At 70.5% G+C, this 13,861-nt stretch carries 15 protein-coding genes; 6 read left to right on the top strand and 9 right to left on the bottom strand.

Going from position 1 to position 13,861, the window contains the following annotated elements; translation table 11 throughout:
• Nucleotides 1-221: 221 nt before the first annotated feature.
• Entirely contained in the window at nt 222-1,664 is a 1,443-nt protein-coding gene (locus HNR22_RS20235; protein WP_179781663.1) for a tyrosine-type recombinase/integrase, read from the bottom strand.
• An 803-nt stretch (nt 1,665-2,467) separates the two neighbouring features.
• Nucleotides 2,468-3,658 (bottom strand): hypothetical protein, encoded by a 1,191-nt coding sequence (locus HNR22_RS31700; RefSeq protein ID WP_179781662.1) that lies wholly within the window; start codon nt 3,656-3,658, stop codon nt 2,468-2,470.
• 165 nt (nt 3,659-3,823) lie between these two features.
• Here HNR22_RS31700 and HNR22_RS20225 point away from each other — a divergent pair, with 165 nt between their 5' ends.
• Nucleotides 3,824-4,348, top strand: a complete 525-nt coding sequence (locus HNR22_RS20225) for an SRPBCC family protein (protein WP_088950959.1) — start codon at nt 3,824-3,826, stop codon at nt 4,346-4,348.
• A gap of 13 nt (nt 4,349-4,361) precedes the next feature.
• Here HNR22_RS20225 and HNR22_RS20220 read toward each other — a convergent pair whose 3' ends face one another.
• On the bottom strand, nt 4,362-5,069 hold the full coding sequence (locus HNR22_RS20220; RefSeq protein WP_088950958.1) for a DUF2786 domain-containing protein: 708 nt from the start codon (nt 5,067-5,069) through the stop codon (nt 4,362-4,364).
• A gap of 127 nt (nt 5,070-5,196) precedes the next feature.
• Here HNR22_RS20220 and HNR22_RS20215 point away from each other — a divergent pair, with 127 nt between their 5' ends.
• The gene (locus HNR22_RS20215) at nt 5,197-5,637 is read left to right on the top strand and encodes a hypothetical protein (RefSeq protein ID WP_179781661.1); all 441 of its coding nucleotides are present in this window, start codon (nt 5,197-5,199) and stop codon (nt 5,635-5,637) included.
• 57 nt (nt 5,638-5,694) lie between these two features.
• Here the strand turns inward: HNR22_RS20215 and HNR22_RS20210 are convergent, their stop codons facing one another.
• Nucleotides 5,695-6,084, bottom strand: a complete 390-nt coding sequence (locus HNR22_RS20210; RefSeq protein WP_179781660.1) for a hypothetical protein — start codon at nt 6,082-6,084, stop codon at nt 5,695-5,697.
• A 155-nt stretch (nt 6,085-6,239) separates the two neighbouring features.
• Here HNR22_RS20210 and HNR22_RS20205 point away from each other — a divergent pair, with 155 nt between their 5' ends.
• Nucleotides 6,240-7,583, top strand: a complete 1,344-nt coding sequence (locus tag HNR22_RS20205) for an ABC transporter substrate-binding protein (RefSeq protein WP_179781659.1) — start codon at nt 6,240-6,242, stop codon at nt 7,581-7,583.
• Between the two features lie 63 nt (nt 7,584-7,646).
• Here HNR22_RS20205 and HNR22_RS20200 read toward each other — a convergent pair whose 3' ends face one another.
• A complete protein-coding gene (locus HNR22_RS20200; RefSeq protein WP_179781658.1) occupies nt 7,647-8,390 on the bottom strand; it encodes an enoyl-CoA hydratase-related protein in 744 nt (247 codons plus the stop codon).
• Nucleotides 8,387-9,244 carry a 3-hydroxyacyl-CoA dehydrogenase family protein gene (locus HNR22_RS20195; RefSeq protein ID WP_179781657.1) on the bottom strand — a complete coding sequence of 286 codons (858 nt, stop codon included), beginning with the start codon at nt 9,242-9,244 and terminating at the stop codon, nt 8,387-8,389. The genes HNR22_RS20200 and HNR22_RS20195 overlap by 4 nt, the downstream gene beginning before the upstream one ends.
• A gap of 175 nt (nt 9,245-9,419) precedes the next feature.
• On the opposite strand from HNR22_RS20195, the gene HNR22_RS20190 reads away from it, so the two are divergent.
• A complete protein-coding gene (locus tag HNR22_RS20190) occupies nt 9,420-9,707 on the top strand; it encodes a hypothetical protein (protein ID WP_091396025.1) in 288 nt (95 codons plus the stop codon).
• A 50-nt stretch (nt 9,708-9,757) separates the two neighbouring features.
• Here HNR22_RS20190 and HNR22_RS20185 read toward each other — a convergent pair whose 3' ends face one another.
• The gene (locus tag HNR22_RS20185; RefSeq protein WP_179781656.1) at nt 9,758-10,537 is read right to left on the bottom strand and encodes a methyltransferase domain-containing protein; all 780 of its coding nucleotides are present in this window, start codon (nt 10,535-10,537) and stop codon (nt 9,758-9,760) included.
• 54 nt (nt 10,538-10,591) lie between these two features.
• Between HNR22_RS20185 and HNR22_RS20180 the strand changes: the two genes are divergently transcribed.
• A complete protein-coding gene (locus tag HNR22_RS20180; RefSeq protein ID WP_179781655.1) occupies nt 10,592-10,981 on the top strand; it encodes a PPOX class F420-dependent oxidoreductase in 390 nt (129 codons plus the stop codon).
• Between the two features lie 82 nt (nt 10,982-11,063).
• On the opposite strand, the gene HNR22_RS20175 is transcribed toward HNR22_RS20180, so the two are convergent.
• Together HNR22_RS20175 and HNR22_RS20170 are read right to left on the bottom strand one after the other, a co-directional pair.
• Nucleotides 11,064-11,273: a BldC family transcriptional regulator gene (locus HNR22_RS20175; RefSeq protein WP_007073996.1), complete on the bottom strand. Its 210-nt coding sequence runs from the start codon at nt 11,271-11,273 to the stop codon at nt 11,064-11,066.
• Between the two features lie 251 nt (nt 11,274-11,524).
• The gene (locus tag HNR22_RS20170) at nt 11,525-12,364 is read right to left on the bottom strand and encodes a DUF8083 family protein (RefSeq protein WP_088952124.1); all 840 of its coding nucleotides are present in this window, start codon (nt 12,362-12,364) and stop codon (nt 11,525-11,527) included.
• Nucleotides 12,365-12,557: 193 nt separating this feature from the next.
• Between HNR22_RS20170 and HNR22_RS20165 the strand changes: the two genes are divergently transcribed.
• Complete coding sequence (locus HNR22_RS20165; protein ID WP_179781654.1) at nt 12,558-13,640, top strand: Glu/Leu/Phe/Val family dehydrogenase; 1,083 nt, start codon at nt 12,558-12,560, stop codon at nt 13,638-13,640.
• Nucleotides 13,641-13,861 lie beyond the last annotated feature (221 nt).

The following is a 13,861-nucleotide window of genomic DNA, read 5'->3' as shown; positions in this document are numbered from 1 at the left end:
CCGGGGGGAAGTTCGATCTTGATGCGCGAAGCGACTACGACATCAGGGCATTCATGATGAGGAAGCTTTGGGTGCCGCTCCGGGTTGCGGGCTACTGCAACAGTGGGTCCACTACGCTCAGTCCGCCCGTTGGGTGCTGCGCATCGCGTAGCGACGGACTGAGTGTAGTGGGCCTGTCAAGCCGTCGCATCCCGCGCCGGAGAACGTGCTGTCCGGACGACCTACTCGTCTTCGCCCAGGTTCTCCTCTTGGTCGATGTCGTCCTCGTCGGCAACCTCTTCCGTGGCCGGCTTCGAGCGCATCCCGGCTAGGGCAGCAGCTGCCTCCTCGTCTGAGTCCGGCATCAGGTGGCCGTAGATCTCGCTGGTAATTGCTAGGGTGGCGTGTCCGAGCCGGCGTGACACAACCAGCGGTGGCACGCCCCGAGCGAACATCCACGTCGCACACGAGTGGCGCAGCCGGTGCGGGCCGCCGTCGGGAACCTCCAGACGGAGTACCTCTGGACAGTCACAGTCCGATACCGCATCTGGGTCCGGCCCGATGTGATTGACGCACCGGTTCCATCCCGGCGACAGCCACGCCCCGCAGGGTTTGCCCTGGTCGTTGGTTCCGCCGTGGTCTCGGCACCGGCCCTTTAGCCCCGGAATTCGCTCGCCGCGCATCCCGGGCGGATGCGACGGGCAGCGCTGCGCTTCGACCATCGCCGGGCGCCACACCCGGTGGTAGAAGTTCGAGTAGTCGATCATCTGGCCCTCGTCGCCGCAGAAGACCAGGTCCCCCTTTTTCTTCCCGTTCAGTAGGGGCTTGAGTTCCTCGAAAAGCTCCATGCCGACCGTCAGCTCGCGTCGGCGCCGGCCCTTCGTAGTGCCCAGGTACCGCTCGGCGCCGAGACCGCTGCGCTTCCACGCCCGGTAGATGCGCACCTTCGGTTGCGGTTTGTCCGCCGATGGGGCGACGATGTGCTCTGTCGCGACCGCGGTCGCCTCGGACCACCGGGCGCCGGTGTAGGCGAGGAAGTTCAGCAGCGGGTGCCACTTCTTGTCGAACCGCTCGCGCAGTAGCTCGAAGTCGTCGTGGGCGAAGGCCCCAACCTCATCCTCGCCGGTGTCATCGTCGGCAGTCTGGTTGCGGACGAAGTCGGTGTCCTTGCAGGGGTTACGGTCGATGTGACGCGCCCGGATCGCTGCATCCAGGCACTGCTGCAGCAGGGAGAAGTCTCGGGTGATCGTGGTGTTCTTCGCACCCTCGGCCCTGCGACGGTTCACCCATCTTCCGACATCGAGCGCCGTGATCTGACCCAACGGCATGGCGCCAAAGGCGGAGTTGATGTGATCACGAAACTGCTGCTGATAGGTTGCCCGGGTGCCTGGTGTGATGCGGGTGATGGCACCGAGCCACTCATCGAACCATCTCGCGAGGGTAGGGGTATCCGGCATCGAGTGGTCGATGGATGGTCCGAGGATCTCGTCCTCCACCTGCCGGGCTGTCCACGAGTGGCGGTGTCCCTCGGCGATGTCCCGGGCGCGCTTTGCCAGCTTCTCCGTCGACCAGGTAGTGGACTGGTAGGAGGGCTTCCCGTTCGCATCCCGGATCAGCCGGCCGCCGCTGTCGCATAGCCGCCAGGCCACCCGATAACGCCCGGACCTGGGTTCGATCTTCGCCACTGCACCTCCGTCGACGCCTTGTGAGCCCAAAGGGCTCGCAATGAGGAAAAGACGCAGTGTAGCGTCACGCTGCGTAGATTTTGTTTCATAATAAATCGGTTTAAACAGCCACACACCCGCCAATCGTGGGACTGGCTAAACACATATGAAAGTCGGAAGGTCGGTGGTTCAGCCCCATCCCTGGCTCTAGCCTTCGGTCGGGCTACAGGGCGGCGGCCAGCCAAAGGCCGTCGCCGCCGTCCTTCAGCCGAGCGCGCACTGGCGATCTGCTAGGTACCCTCAAATTTGAGGCTGAGCTGCACACCGCCCCCTTCGGCTTCGCGCCCCCATGGGGGCGCTGAAAGCGATAAGGGTGCGGCCTACTGTCACGTTCTGTAGAAGTTGATACATAGGAAGTCCGGACAAACGGCTATTGGCGCTGGCTAGGAAATCAGTTCACTGCGCACTGAAAATCGGAAGGTCGGCGGTTCGACCCCGCCCCTGGCCACATAGCCTTTCGCCGGGCTACAGAGGTCCCCACCAGCGGAAACGCAGGTGGGGATCTTGCTGTTTACGGCTGTGGACCGGCCCGTTACCGGTGTGATCCACTCGACTTCCCGGAAATCGGGGCATCGGAAGCTGCGGAATACCGCGCTTTCCTGAAAAGCGAGTCGATCATGCCTGGGCCACGCGCGGATCGGTCGCGGGGATCGGTCGCGGGGATCGGCCGCGCGGATCGGTCGCGGGGATCGGTCGCGGGGATCGGCCGCGCGGATCGGTCGCGGGGATCGGCTGCGCGGCGTCACTGGTCCGGTTGCGCGGCGTCACTCGTCTCGGTGCCCCTGTTGGCGGTGCTGCGCCACGCCGCTCTGGATCGCCTCCCACACACTGCGCCCGGCCTGCCGCAGGGTTTCCCCCGCCTGCTCGGCGAGTTGCGCCGCGCTCTGCGCCCCGCCCAGCAACCCACCACCGCCGTCACGATCGCCGGACGGGCTGGGCCCGGGGCCAGCCGACTGGTCAGGTCGGTTCCCACGCTCCCCGGTAGACGACCCCGCCGGACCCTCGGCGTCCCGCTCCGCGCCGGCCGGCCGTTTTCCCTCACCCGGGGCTGCGGCCCGCTGCCCCTCGGGGTGGTGCCGCTCTCCGTGCCGCCGCCCCTCAGCGTGGCGTGGCTCCTCGTGCGGCCGGCCTTCCGCAGCCCGGCCGCCCTGCGGTGCGCCGGACTCCGGCTGCGACTTCTCGCCCGACCCGGGGCCACCAGCTTGAGACCCGGGTCCGCCCGCACTGGGTCCCGGACCTCCGGCATGGGGCCCAGGGCCCCCGGCGCCCGCCCTCTCGCCACCGGGCCCCGCCCCAGGCCGACCCGGACCAGCCCCGGGCCCACCACGCACCGCCTCTAACCGACCAGAACCCGAACCTTGCCCACCCGGACCCGCTCCTGGCCCACCCGGACCTGCTCCTGGCCCACCCGGACCCGGCCGACCCGCACCCGGCTGACTTGCATCCGGTCCCGGACGACCGGGGCCCGGCTGGGCACGGTCGGCGACGGGCCCGGCCGCACCCGCTTGCTGACCAAACTCCTGGAGTACGCCGTTGGAGCGCCGCGCCGCGGCCCTGACCTCAGCGGCTCCTGCGGCCAACTGCTGCGCGCTGCGGTTCACGTCGTCGACGGTGGTGGCGGCCGTCCGGGCGAGCGCCTCGATGATCTGCGGGTTGGTGTCGAGTGTGTCGAGCGCCCGGCCCAGGATCCTGGTCAGCTGCTCCAACCGCACCCGCAACTGCGCCTCGGCGTGCACCCCGTTGATGTCCAGCTCGCCGCCGTTCAGGTGCACCCGTACGCCGGCGTCGACCTGGAGCAGGTTGGCCACCCGGGCCCGCAGCGACAGGTCGGCGTCCAGGCCGTCGACGGCCAGCCGGATCGAGTCGACGGAGACCTTCGGGATGTCGAGCAGGACGTCGGGGTCCCCGCTCTCGACGTTCCGGTCCGGCCCTCGCTGTTGCGCACTCTCGCTCATGATCTCCCGCCCCGCCTGCACACCGTCCCGGTCGTCCGGGCGTTCGGCGCGCTTACCCGCTTTCCGGCGGGGCATCCCGTCCGTGACGAGTCGGCGACCCTCTGTCTGGAACCGGGCACCGCGCGAAGCTGCACACGCGGGCATCAGCCGGTATGGTCCGGGCCTATGGGACAGGAAATGACTGATCCGGCCGACATCCGGCAGGACGTCGACCGGTTCTCCCTACGGTGCAGTCTCCTCGTCCCGGGCGCCGCCGAGCACGCGTTCGCGGTGTTCACCGACGAGCTGACTGACTGGTGGGTCACCGAGTACACCTGGTCCGGCCCGGACGCGCTCGCGGAGCTGGGCATGGAGCCGCGCGCCGGCGGGATGCTCTACGAGATCGGCCCGTACGGTTTCCGCGCCGACTGGGGTCGGGTTCTCACCTGGGATCCACCGCGGCGGCTGGTCTTCGTCTGGCAGATCGGCCCGGACCGGGCGCCGGTGCCGGACCCGGCCCGGGCCAGCGAGGTCGAGGTGCTGTTCCTTCCCGAAGGGCCGGAGCGCACCCGGGTCGAGCTGGAGCACCGGCACTTCGACCGGCACGGCGAGGCTGCCGAGGGTTACCGCAAGGCGCTCACCGCCGGCTGGCACGAGCTGCTCACCCGCTACGTCGCCACGGTGTCACGCGGCCCCGGCACTTCCGCCTGACGAGCGCACGGAGTCACCGACCGAGCTGCCGGTCGCCAGCGGAGCGGCCGCCGAGGTCCCGACCTCCCAGGTTCGCGCGTTGGCCGGCCTCCGCTCCCGAACCGAAGCCGGTGCCACCGAGCCGGCGCGGCGGTGCGGTGCGCAGCCGTGGGTATTCCTCGGTGAGCCGTCGCTGCACCCGGTCGGACCGGTCGGCCAGCACCAGCGCCACCGACGGCGTGCCCGACTCGCTGGCCGCCGCCGTCTCGGCCGCCCAGAGCCGACCCCCGATCACCTCCGCGAAGCCGGCAAGCCAGGAGCGGCGGAAGGCGGCGGGGTGGTCGTCCGCCGGCACGGCGGTGGCGGCCAGGCCGTGCGCCGCCTGCACGAGCAGTGAGGTGAAGAGCAGGTCGACCCGTTCCAGGTCGCTGGCGAAGCCGAACAGGTGCAGCGCGAAGCCGTTGCCCTGCCGGCGGCGCACGCAGCGGCAGCGCAGTGGCTCGGCGACCGCGGCGAGCAGGCCGACCTTGTCGCGGGCGTACGGGGCGACGATGTCCAGCACCCGGTCACCGACGGGGTCGGTGGTCGGGTCACGGACGGCGAGCAGCGCCCGGTCCACCCCGTAGCGGGCGATCAGCTCGGTCGCCTTGGCGGTGAACGCGGCGGCCTCGGCGGGCGTGCAGGCCGGGTCCTCGGCCTGGGCCAGCAGCTTGCGCACCTTGCTGAGCATCGCCTCGGACATGCCTACAGAGCTACCACACGGGCCGGACATCACCGGGGTCACGCCGACATTGATCGATAAGTATCATCGTCACGATCGGATGATCAGTCCAATACGGACGGTCAGCCACCCGCTTCCGGAGGCACGCATGTCATCCCCGACCGCTCGCCTGTTCGCCGTCGCCACGGCCACCACCATGCTCTTCGCCGGCACACCCGCGCAGGCGGAGCCGACATCACCGACCGCACCGGTCAGCTCCGGGACGAACGCGTTCGCCCCGCTCGCCACCTGTTACGGCGGGGCGGTCCGGTCGTACTTCGAGACGGGCCGCTACGGCGGCTCGGCCGGCCAGTACCGCACCACGACCCGCTGCCGCGACATCAACGTCCGCAACGCCAGCGTGTACGCCACCGAGGCGTGCGTGATCTTCGTGGACAAGACGAGTGCCTGCAACTACTGGACCTACCTGCCGGCCAACTCAGGCTGGATCACGGTGGCGACCGACGTCCGGGACGGGGTCAACTTCCGAGTCCGCTTCGAGAACCTGCGCTACGAGTACGAGCCGCTGATCGCGTACCACGCGTTCTGAGGGGTCCGCGCGGTCGCGGCGTCCGCCCCCCGACGGACGCCGCGAGCCGGCTTCCGGTCACCCGGCGCGGCTGCGCAGGGTGGCGATCGTCGAGCCGGCGAGGGTGAGCAGGCAGTCGGGCAGCAGCCCGTCGGCTGCCGCGGCACCGAACAGCGCCTCCCCGGTCGGCTCGTCCCGGTTGGCGTACGCGCTGACGAAGCGGGCCACCCAGCGGGTGTCGTACTCCGCCTGGTCGATTCCCGGGAAGTCCAGGGCCGCACCGCTGGCCGCCGGCGCGTCACCGAGCATCGTCGCGGCCAGGCACCACGCGACCCCGTACGCGCCGCTCAGGCCGGCCCGGTCGACGACCGCGTCGAACGCTCCCGCCACCGCTTCTCCATCCCCGTTCAGCGCCGAGTGGAGCACGGCGGCCGCGTCGTCGAACGTCTGCTGTGGTAGGTCCGTCACCCAGCGCACAGTAGGACGCGTGGTCAAGGCCCCCGACAACCGTCACTGTCCGTGTTCAAGGCGAGCTACCTGCGCATTACGCCACCTCCACGGTCCCGCCGCCGGCCTCGGCACGCTAATGTGCGCAGCGGACCTTCGCCGGAGGAAGGACGACCATGCTCGTATCACGCCGCTCGCGGGTGGCCTCACTGGCTGCCTGCGCGACGATCCTGCTCGCCACAAGCGCTTGCGGGGATGACAAGGCCAAGGAGACCAGCGCCCAACAGGTGCGCCTCTACGGCACGGACGGCAACATGCTCAACACCTACCCCGCGGAGTTGAAAGAACGCGCAGGTCTCGTGGACGGGATGAAGGGCACCACGCCACTCGTCCCGCTACCCGAGGACTTCAAGAGCCGGCTACGGGCCGTCAGTCCGGCGCTGACGGACTACGTGTACTCGGCCGAGACGTACGACGCGGTGGTGATCGCCGTGCTCGCCGCGCAGCTGGCCGGAAGCACCGACCCGGCTGCCATCGCGAAGCAGATCGTCGCGGTGACCAACGACGGGCAGCGCTGCGAGGACCCGGTCAGCTGCCTCACGCTGGCCCGCAACGGCCAGGACATCGAGTACCGCGGCGTCTCGCTGACCCGCGCGGGCTTCACCGACAAGGGGGAGCCGGCCACCGCGAGCTACGCCACGCTGACCTTCGACGGGCAGCAGATCAACGACGGCAAGACCGAGTTCGTCGGCGCGGGCATCGAGTCGGCGGCGAGCACCAAGACGCCGCCGAAGCCGAAGAAGCAGCGCCCGGGCGGCGACCCCGAGCAGGAACCGTTGATCCTGGGCGGTCTGCTGCCGAAGACCGGTGACCTGTCGATCGCCTACCCGCCGATGGCCGCTGGCGCCGCGCTGGCGATCAAGGAGATCAACGCCGCTGGCGGCGCACTGGGCAAGCCGGTGACGTGGCTGGACGGTGACGACGGCACCAACCCTGAGGTGGCCAAGGCGACGGTGGCCAGGCACGCGACGGCTGGCGTCAGCGTGATCATCGGCGCGGGTGGTTCGGGCATCTCCCGGGTCGTGCTGCCGGACGTGGTGCAGGCCGGGAAGATTCTCTTCTCCCCGTCGAACACCGACAGCAGCCTGACCGACGTGGACGACCAGGGCCTCTACTTCCGCACCGCCCCGCCGGACAGCCTCCAGGGCCGGGCGTTGGCCGACGTCATCCTCCGCGACGGCTCGCAAAAGATCGTCATCGTGGCTCGCAAGGACTCCTACGGTGAGGGCCTCCAGGGCACCGTCCGGGACGAGCTGGAGAAGGCCGGTATCGCTGCCGATCGACTCAAGCTGCTCACGTACGAGCCGCCGGCCGACGCCAAGGCGGCACCCGTCGACTTCAGCCGGGGCGCGAAGGAGATCAAGGACTTCGGCGCGGACGCCGTGCTGATCATCGGCTTCGGCGAGTCCGCCCAGGTGATCCGCGGCCTGGCCGACGCCGAGGTGCAGATCCGGCAGTAGCACGACCACAGGCACACGAAGGCCGCACCGGCGCTCGCCGGTGCGGCCTTTCGTTTCGAGGAGTCACCGCGGCCGGCGGCGCTCCAGGAAATCGGTCATCCGTCGGTGCTTCTCCTCGTCCTCGAAGAGCACCGCCTGACTGACCAGGTCGAGCTGCGGATGCGCGGCGGCGGGCGCGTCGACCGCGAGCTTGGTCAGCCGCAGCGCCAGCGGCGAACCCAGGGCGATCTCGTCCAGCAGCGCGTGCGCCACAGTCAGCAACTCGCCGGGCTCGTCCACAACCCGGTTCACCAGGCCGATCCGCAGCGCCTCCGCGGCGTCCACCCGCCGGCCGGTGAAGAGCAGCTCCTTGGCCCGGCCCTCACCCACCAACGCGGGCAGCCGGTGGGTCGCGCCAGCGCCGGCCAGGATGCCCAACCGCACCTCCGGCTGGCCGAAGACCGCCCGCGCCGTGCACACCCGCAGATCGCAGGCGTACGCCAGCTCCGCGCCACCGCCCAACGCCGGGCCGTCGACGGCGGCGACGGTGGGCATCGGCAACGCCCGGATCCGGGCGAAGGCAGCGGAGTTGATCGCGGCGAGGGCATCGGTGCGGCCCCGTTCACGAAGCTGGCCGATGTCCGCGCCACCGGCGAAGATGCCCGCCGCGCCACCGGTGAGCAGCAGCAGCCGGGGACGCGCCTCCAGCTCGGCGCAGACCTGGTGCAGCTCGGCGATCAACTCGGCGTCGATGGCGTTGCGCTTCTCCGGCCGGTCCAGGGTGACCACCAGCCGGTCCGGCCGCTCTTCGATCCGCAGCCCACTCACTGCTTGGCACCTCCGTCCCACCGATAGAAGCCCTGCCCCGACTTCTTCCCCAGCCGCCCGTCGGCCACCATCTCCACGAGCAGGGGCGGCGGTGCGAAGCGGTCGCCGTACGCGGCCTGGAGGGTGCGGGCGATGTCCAGCCGCACGTCGAGGCCGACCAGGTCGGTGAGTTCCAACGGCCCGACCGGATGCCGGTAGCCGAGCACCATGGCCTTGTCGATGTCGGCCGGGCTGGCCACCCCGTCGGCGACCATCCGGATCGCCTCCAGCCCGAGGGTGACCCCGAGCCGGGAGGTGGCGAAGCCGGGCATGTCGCGTACGACGACGGGGTCCTTGCCCAGCCGGCCGGCGAGCGCGACGGCCGCGGCGGTGGTCTCCTCGGCGGTGGCCGGGCCGACCACGATCTCCAGCAGCGTCATCGCCCAGACCGGGTTGAAGAAGTGCAGGCCGAGGAAGCGCTCGGGCGCGTCCAACCCGGCGGCCAGCTCACCGATGGCGATGCTGGAGGTGTTGCTGCCCAGCAGCGCGGGGCGCAGCGCGGCGGCGTCCCGGAGCACCGCACGCTTCAGATCGAGGCGCTCCGGCACCGCCTCCACGATCACCTCGGGGGCGGGAGCGACGTCGGCGAGCGTGGGACGCAGCGTGACCTGCTGCCGGTTCGCGGCGGCCTCGTCGGCGCTGAGCTTCCCGCGCTGCACCGCCCGCTCCCACAGGTCGGCGAGCCGGTTCAGCGCGGAGGCGCCCCGCTCGGGGTCCACCTCGACCAGCTCCACGGCGTGCCCGGCCCCGGCCGCCACGTACGCGATGCCGAGCCCCATCGTGCCGGCACCGACGACCACGAAACGATCGCTCATCACGCCTCCCTGTCCCGCCCGTCGGCGCGCGGGGTCCCCGCCACGCCGACCGGGGTGTTCCGCCCGCTCCGCTCGCTCATGGTGCGACCCTAGACAGCTCGACGACCCGGCTCATGCGTGGGGGAGCGCGGGATCGGGTAATGACGGCCCGTCAACCGAGGGAAGGACCACCGAGATGAGCCAGGCACCGGAGAGCGTCACTGACGGGGAGATCGTGGAGACCCGGGGCGACGAGCGGGTCGAGCTGCTGCGCGCCGACACCAACAACGACGGCAAGACCGACGTGTGGGTGGTGGACACCGACGGCGACGGCAAGGCCGACCTGTTCCAGTTCGACACCGACGGCGACGGCAAGGTGGACATCACCATGGTCGACATCGACGAGGACGGCCAGCCGGACGAGGTGGTCGACGGCGACGGCGGCCTGCCGCCCGAGCAGCTTCCCCCGACCGTCCAGGTCTGAGCCGTACGACGGCCCCTGCCCTCCGCGATGCGGAGCGCGGGGGTCGTCGCTCAGTCGGCGAGCCGCAGGGTGGCCAGGTAGTAGGGCTTGTCGCGGTCGTCCACATCGGTCAGCCGCCAGCCGGTGCCGTGCACCAGCGAGGCGAACTCCTCCGCCGAGCAGACCAGATAGTCGAACCACTCGGTGCTCAGCTCCCGGTAGCGCAACCGGAGCCGGAGCTGGCCGCCGAGCCGACCCCGACTGCGGTTGCGCTCGTGGTAACTCGTGTGCACCGGGTCCCGGGTGCCGTACGGGTCTGTGCCGTGCGCGATGATCTGCGCCCCCGGTCGGGCCAGCGCGGCGAGCGCGGCCAGGAACCCGGGGGCACGCTCCCGCCCCTCGAACAGCCCGAGGTTGTTGCCGAGCAGCAGGAACGTGTCGTACCGCTGCCCGTCCGCGACGTGCGTGTCGACGGTGCCGTGCACCAGCCGCCGGACACCGCGACGCCGACTCACGGCCAGCGCGCCCGCGGAGGTGTCCAGCCCGGTGACCGGTACGCCGCGCTCCTGGAGCCGCAGGGCGATCCGGCCGGCGCCGGTGCCGATGTCCAGCGTCTCGCCGCGGGCCCGGTCCACCGCGCGGTGGTCGTACGGCTGCCAGTCCTGCGGACCGTCCAGATAGTGGGCGGCCGGCGCGCCGTTGATCAGACCGTCGTCCCGCTCGATGATCTCGATGACCGGCCGGGGCAGGCGCCCACCGACCAGCGGTCGAGGGCCCACCCCGCTGGCCACCGCGAGCGTGTCCCGCAGCAGTTCGCCGACCACGTCACCGATTCGAGGCTCAACCGTCACGACGTTCACGCTATCTGTCCACTCAGCGGCCGGTAGCGGCCGTATCCTGGCGGCGTGACCACGTTGGACCGGCTGTCGGCCGAGAAGTACATCCTGCTCACGACCTTCCGCAAGGACGGTCGAGCGGTGCCGACCCCCGTCTGGGCGGTACGAGATGGTGAGGCGTTGGCGGTCTGGACCCGGGCCGACTCCGGCAAGGTGAAGCGGATCCGCCACAACGGTGAGGTGACAGTGGCCCCGTGCGACGTGCGGGGGCGGCCACACGGGGCGGAGGTGCCAGCCCACGCGACGATCTACGGCAACGGCGACACCGGTCGGGTGCGAGACCTGCTCAAGCACAAGTACCGCCTGCTCGGTCGACTCAGCCTGCTCGGCAGCCGGCTTCGGCGCGGCGAGGGCGGCACGGTCGGCATCCGGGTGACCCTGACCGAGACGCGGAGCTGAGACGCGGCGGCGGTCACTGGAGGACATGGAAAGGGGCGGCGGATCGAGATCCGCCGCCCCTTTCCGGAAAACTATTGCCGCTTCAGTCGCCCTGCCGCTGCTGCGGGATCTGACCCTGCAACAGCGCCCTGACCTCCGACTCGCGGTATCGACGGTGGCCACCCAGGGTGCGGATGGCACTGAGCTTGCCAGCCTTGGCCCACCGGGTCACCGTCTTCGGGTCGACACGGAACATCGACGCCACCTCGGCCGGCGTGAGTAGCGGCTCTGGTTCGTGCGTTCGCGATGCCATCGGTCACTCCTCCACATGTATAGACATCGGCCGGGGTCCCGCCGGCCGACGCGTCTCCCATGGTCCGGCTAGTCCCCGATGTCCGACATGGGCCGAACGGATGAAGGTCCCTAGACGGACGGATGAACCATGCCCGATTTTTACGACTTTTACACGGCAGAAAGTACCTTATTCGGACTCATGATCACGGTTCGTGATGCGTCAACTACGAGCATACCTCACCTTGGGAGCGCTCCTCGGGCGATATGCCCCTAGTTGCACCGCTCCAGCAACTGCACCGCACGCCACCGCGCCACCAACGTGTCGTACGCGGCGGACGCCTCCTCGGCCTCACCGCGCGACAGCCCCGCGAGGCCGGTGGCGACCAACTCGGGCGAGTCGTCCGCGGTGAGGGTCTCGTCGGAGAGCAGGTCGACCAGGCCGCCGTAGTCCAACTCGACCACCGAGCGCGGATGGAACTCCTCCAGCCAGCGCGCCGCCTCCTCCACCGCCTCGGTGATCGGCGCCTCGCCCACAGACTTGCGCAGCACCGACAGCGCCCGTGAGGACCGGCGACGGGCCTTGGAGATCTCGGTCCGGTAGCGCAGCGCCCGCCGGCCCGGCTGGGTGACCAGGTCCCGCTCGGCCGGCTCGAAGAGCACGAACCACCGCAGAGGCACCCCCCAGGTGGCGATCTGCTCGTGCACCCGGGGCACCCCGTGCTCCAGCACCCGGGCGCCGCTGCGCCAGTCGTCGACGACCGCCCTGGCCTGCCCGGCGAGCACCGGCGGCACGAAGGCGTCGGCGAGCACCGAGGGCACCCCGTCCCGAGCGCTGAGCGCCGCCTCAGCGACCCGGATCCGCAGGTTCCATGGGCAGACCAGCAGGCTGTCGTCCGTCTCCAGGACGTACGCCTCCTCCGGCAGGTCCGGCAGCCGGGTCCAGCCCGCGCCCAGCGCCTCGATCACCGCCGTCCGCTGTCGGCCGGGCCCCTCGACCGGGGCCACCGCCCGCCCCTCGGAGACGTAGCGGCGCCAGTAGCTCTGCCGGTCCCGGTCGAAGGCGGTCAACGGTTCGTACACGCGCAGGTAAGAAGCGAAGAGCGACGGCACGGCGCGATCCTCCCACGAACCACAGCCGTACGCGGTCAGCGGCCGGACCACGCGCGCCGCAACGTGGGACGGCGGCGGCGCGTCGAGCACCCTCAGGGCGGCCGATACTAGGCTCGATCTCACCGGCAGCATCCCCGCCGGGGTTCACCAGGTCCGCGTCCCACAAGGACGCACACCACTCCAGGAGCCAACCATGGGCGTATTCGCGAGCACCGACGATCCGGTATCGACCGGTCACGAACAGGTCGTTTTCTGCCAGGACAAGCAGAGCGGCCTGAAGGCGATCATCGGGATCTACTCCACCGCGCTGGGGCCGGCGCTCGGCGGCACCCGCTTCTACCCGTACGCCAGCGAGGACGACGCTCTCGCCGACGTGCTCGACCTGTCGCGGGGGATGGCGTACAAGAACGCGCTCGCCGGACTGGACCTGGGCGGTGGCAAGGCCGTCATCTGGGGTGATCCGGAGCAGATCAAGAGCGAGGCGCTGCTGCGCGCGTACGGTCGCTTCGTGGAGTCGCTGGGCGGTCGCTACTACACCGCGTGCGACGTCGGCACCTACGTGGCGGACATGGACGTCGTGGCCCGGGAGACCCGCTACGTGACCGGGCGCAGCGTGGAGCACGGCGGTGCCGGCGACTCGTCGATCCTCACCGCCTGGGGTGTCTTCCAGGGCATGCGGGCCGCCTCCGAGCACGTCTGGGGCACCCCGAGCCTGCGAGGCCGCCGGGTCGGCGTCGCCGGTCTGGGCAAGGTCGGCAAGTACCTCACCGGCCATCTGCTGGAGGACGGCGCCGAGGTGGTCGCCACCGACGTCAACCCGAAGGCGCTGGCCTGGGTGCGCAGCAACCACCCGCAGGTCAGCCTGGTGGACGACGCCAGCGCGCTGGTCGCCGCGGACATCGACGTGTACGCGCCGTGCGCGCTGGGCGGCGCACTGAACGACGACACCGTGCCGGCGCTGCGCGCCAAGGTGGTGACCGGTGCGGCGAACAACCAGCTCGCCCACCCGGGCATCGAGAAGCTGCTGGCCGACCGGGGCATCCTCTACACGCCGGACTACGTGGTCAACGCCGGCGGTGTGATCCAGGTCGCCGACGAGATCGAGGGCTTCAACTTCGACCGCGCGAAGCTGCGGGCAACCCGGATCTACGACACCACCCGCGAGATCCTGAGCCTGGCCGACGCCGAGGGCGTGCCGCCCGCGGTCGCCGCGGACCGGCTGGCCGAGCGACGGATGGCGGAGGTCGGCCGCCTGCGGGCGATCCACCTGCGCTGAGCATTCCCGGAGGCGGATCGACGGGATCCGCCTCCGGGCCCCCTGTGCCGGCGTGGCTCGGTAGGCTGAGGGCCGGATCGAATTTTGATGCGGTTTGTCCGGTGTCACGGGCGCTAACCGTTCCGCCCCTTACCCGGTACACTGGGTGACGGCCGGATCGACGCGACGCGCAGAGCCGGCTGACGGTAACCCGAGGTGCCGAACGATGGCATCCCCATGTA

This window comes from Micromonospora jinlongensis (genome assembly GCF_013410645.1).
Lineage (GTDB): Bacteria > Actinomycetota > Actinomycetes > Mycobacteriales > Micromonosporaceae > Micromonospora > Micromonospora zamorensis.
Note: the sequence above shows the minus strand (reverse complement) of the source record. Positions and strands in the feature narration are given on the sequence as shown.

Excerpts from the sequence above, each read along its gene's own strand:
- HNR22_RS20205 (WP_179781659.1), top strand. The coding sequence starts at position 6,240 with ATGCTCGTATCACGCCGCTCGCGGGTGGCCTCACTGGCTGCCTGCGCG.
- HNR22_RS20195 (WP_179781657.1), bottom strand. The coding sequence starts at position 9,244 with ATGAGCGATCGTTTCGTGGTCGTCGGTGCCGGCACGATGGGGCTCGGC.
- HNR22_RS20190 (WP_091396025.1), top strand. The coding sequence starts at position 9,420 with ATGAGCCAGGCACCGGAGAGCGTCACTGACGGGGAGATCGTGGAGACC.
- HNR22_RS20220 (WP_088950958.1), bottom strand. The coding sequence starts at position 5,069 with ATGTCCGAGGCGATGCTCAGCAAGGTGCGCAAGCTGCTGGCCCAGGCC.
- HNR22_RS20165 (WP_179781654.1), top strand. The coding sequence starts at position 12,558 with ATGGGCGTATTCGCGAGCACCGACGATCCGGTATCGACCGGTCACGAA.
- HNR22_RS20215 (WP_179781661.1), top strand. The coding sequence starts at position 5,197 with ATGTCATCCCCGACCGCTCGCCTGTTCGCCGTCGCCACGGCCACCACC.
- HNR22_RS20175 (WP_007073996.1), bottom strand. The coding sequence starts at position 11,273 with ATGGCATCGCGAACGCACGAACCAGAGCCGCTACTCACGCCGGCCGAG.
- HNR22_RS31700 (WP_179781662.1), bottom strand. The coding sequence starts at position 3,658 with ATGAGCGAGAGTGCGCAACAGCGAGGGCCGGACCGGAACGTCGAGAGC.
- HNR22_RS20225 (WP_088950959.1), top strand. The coding sequence starts at position 3,824 with ATGGGACAGGAAATGACTGATCCGGCCGACATCCGGCAGGACGTCGAC.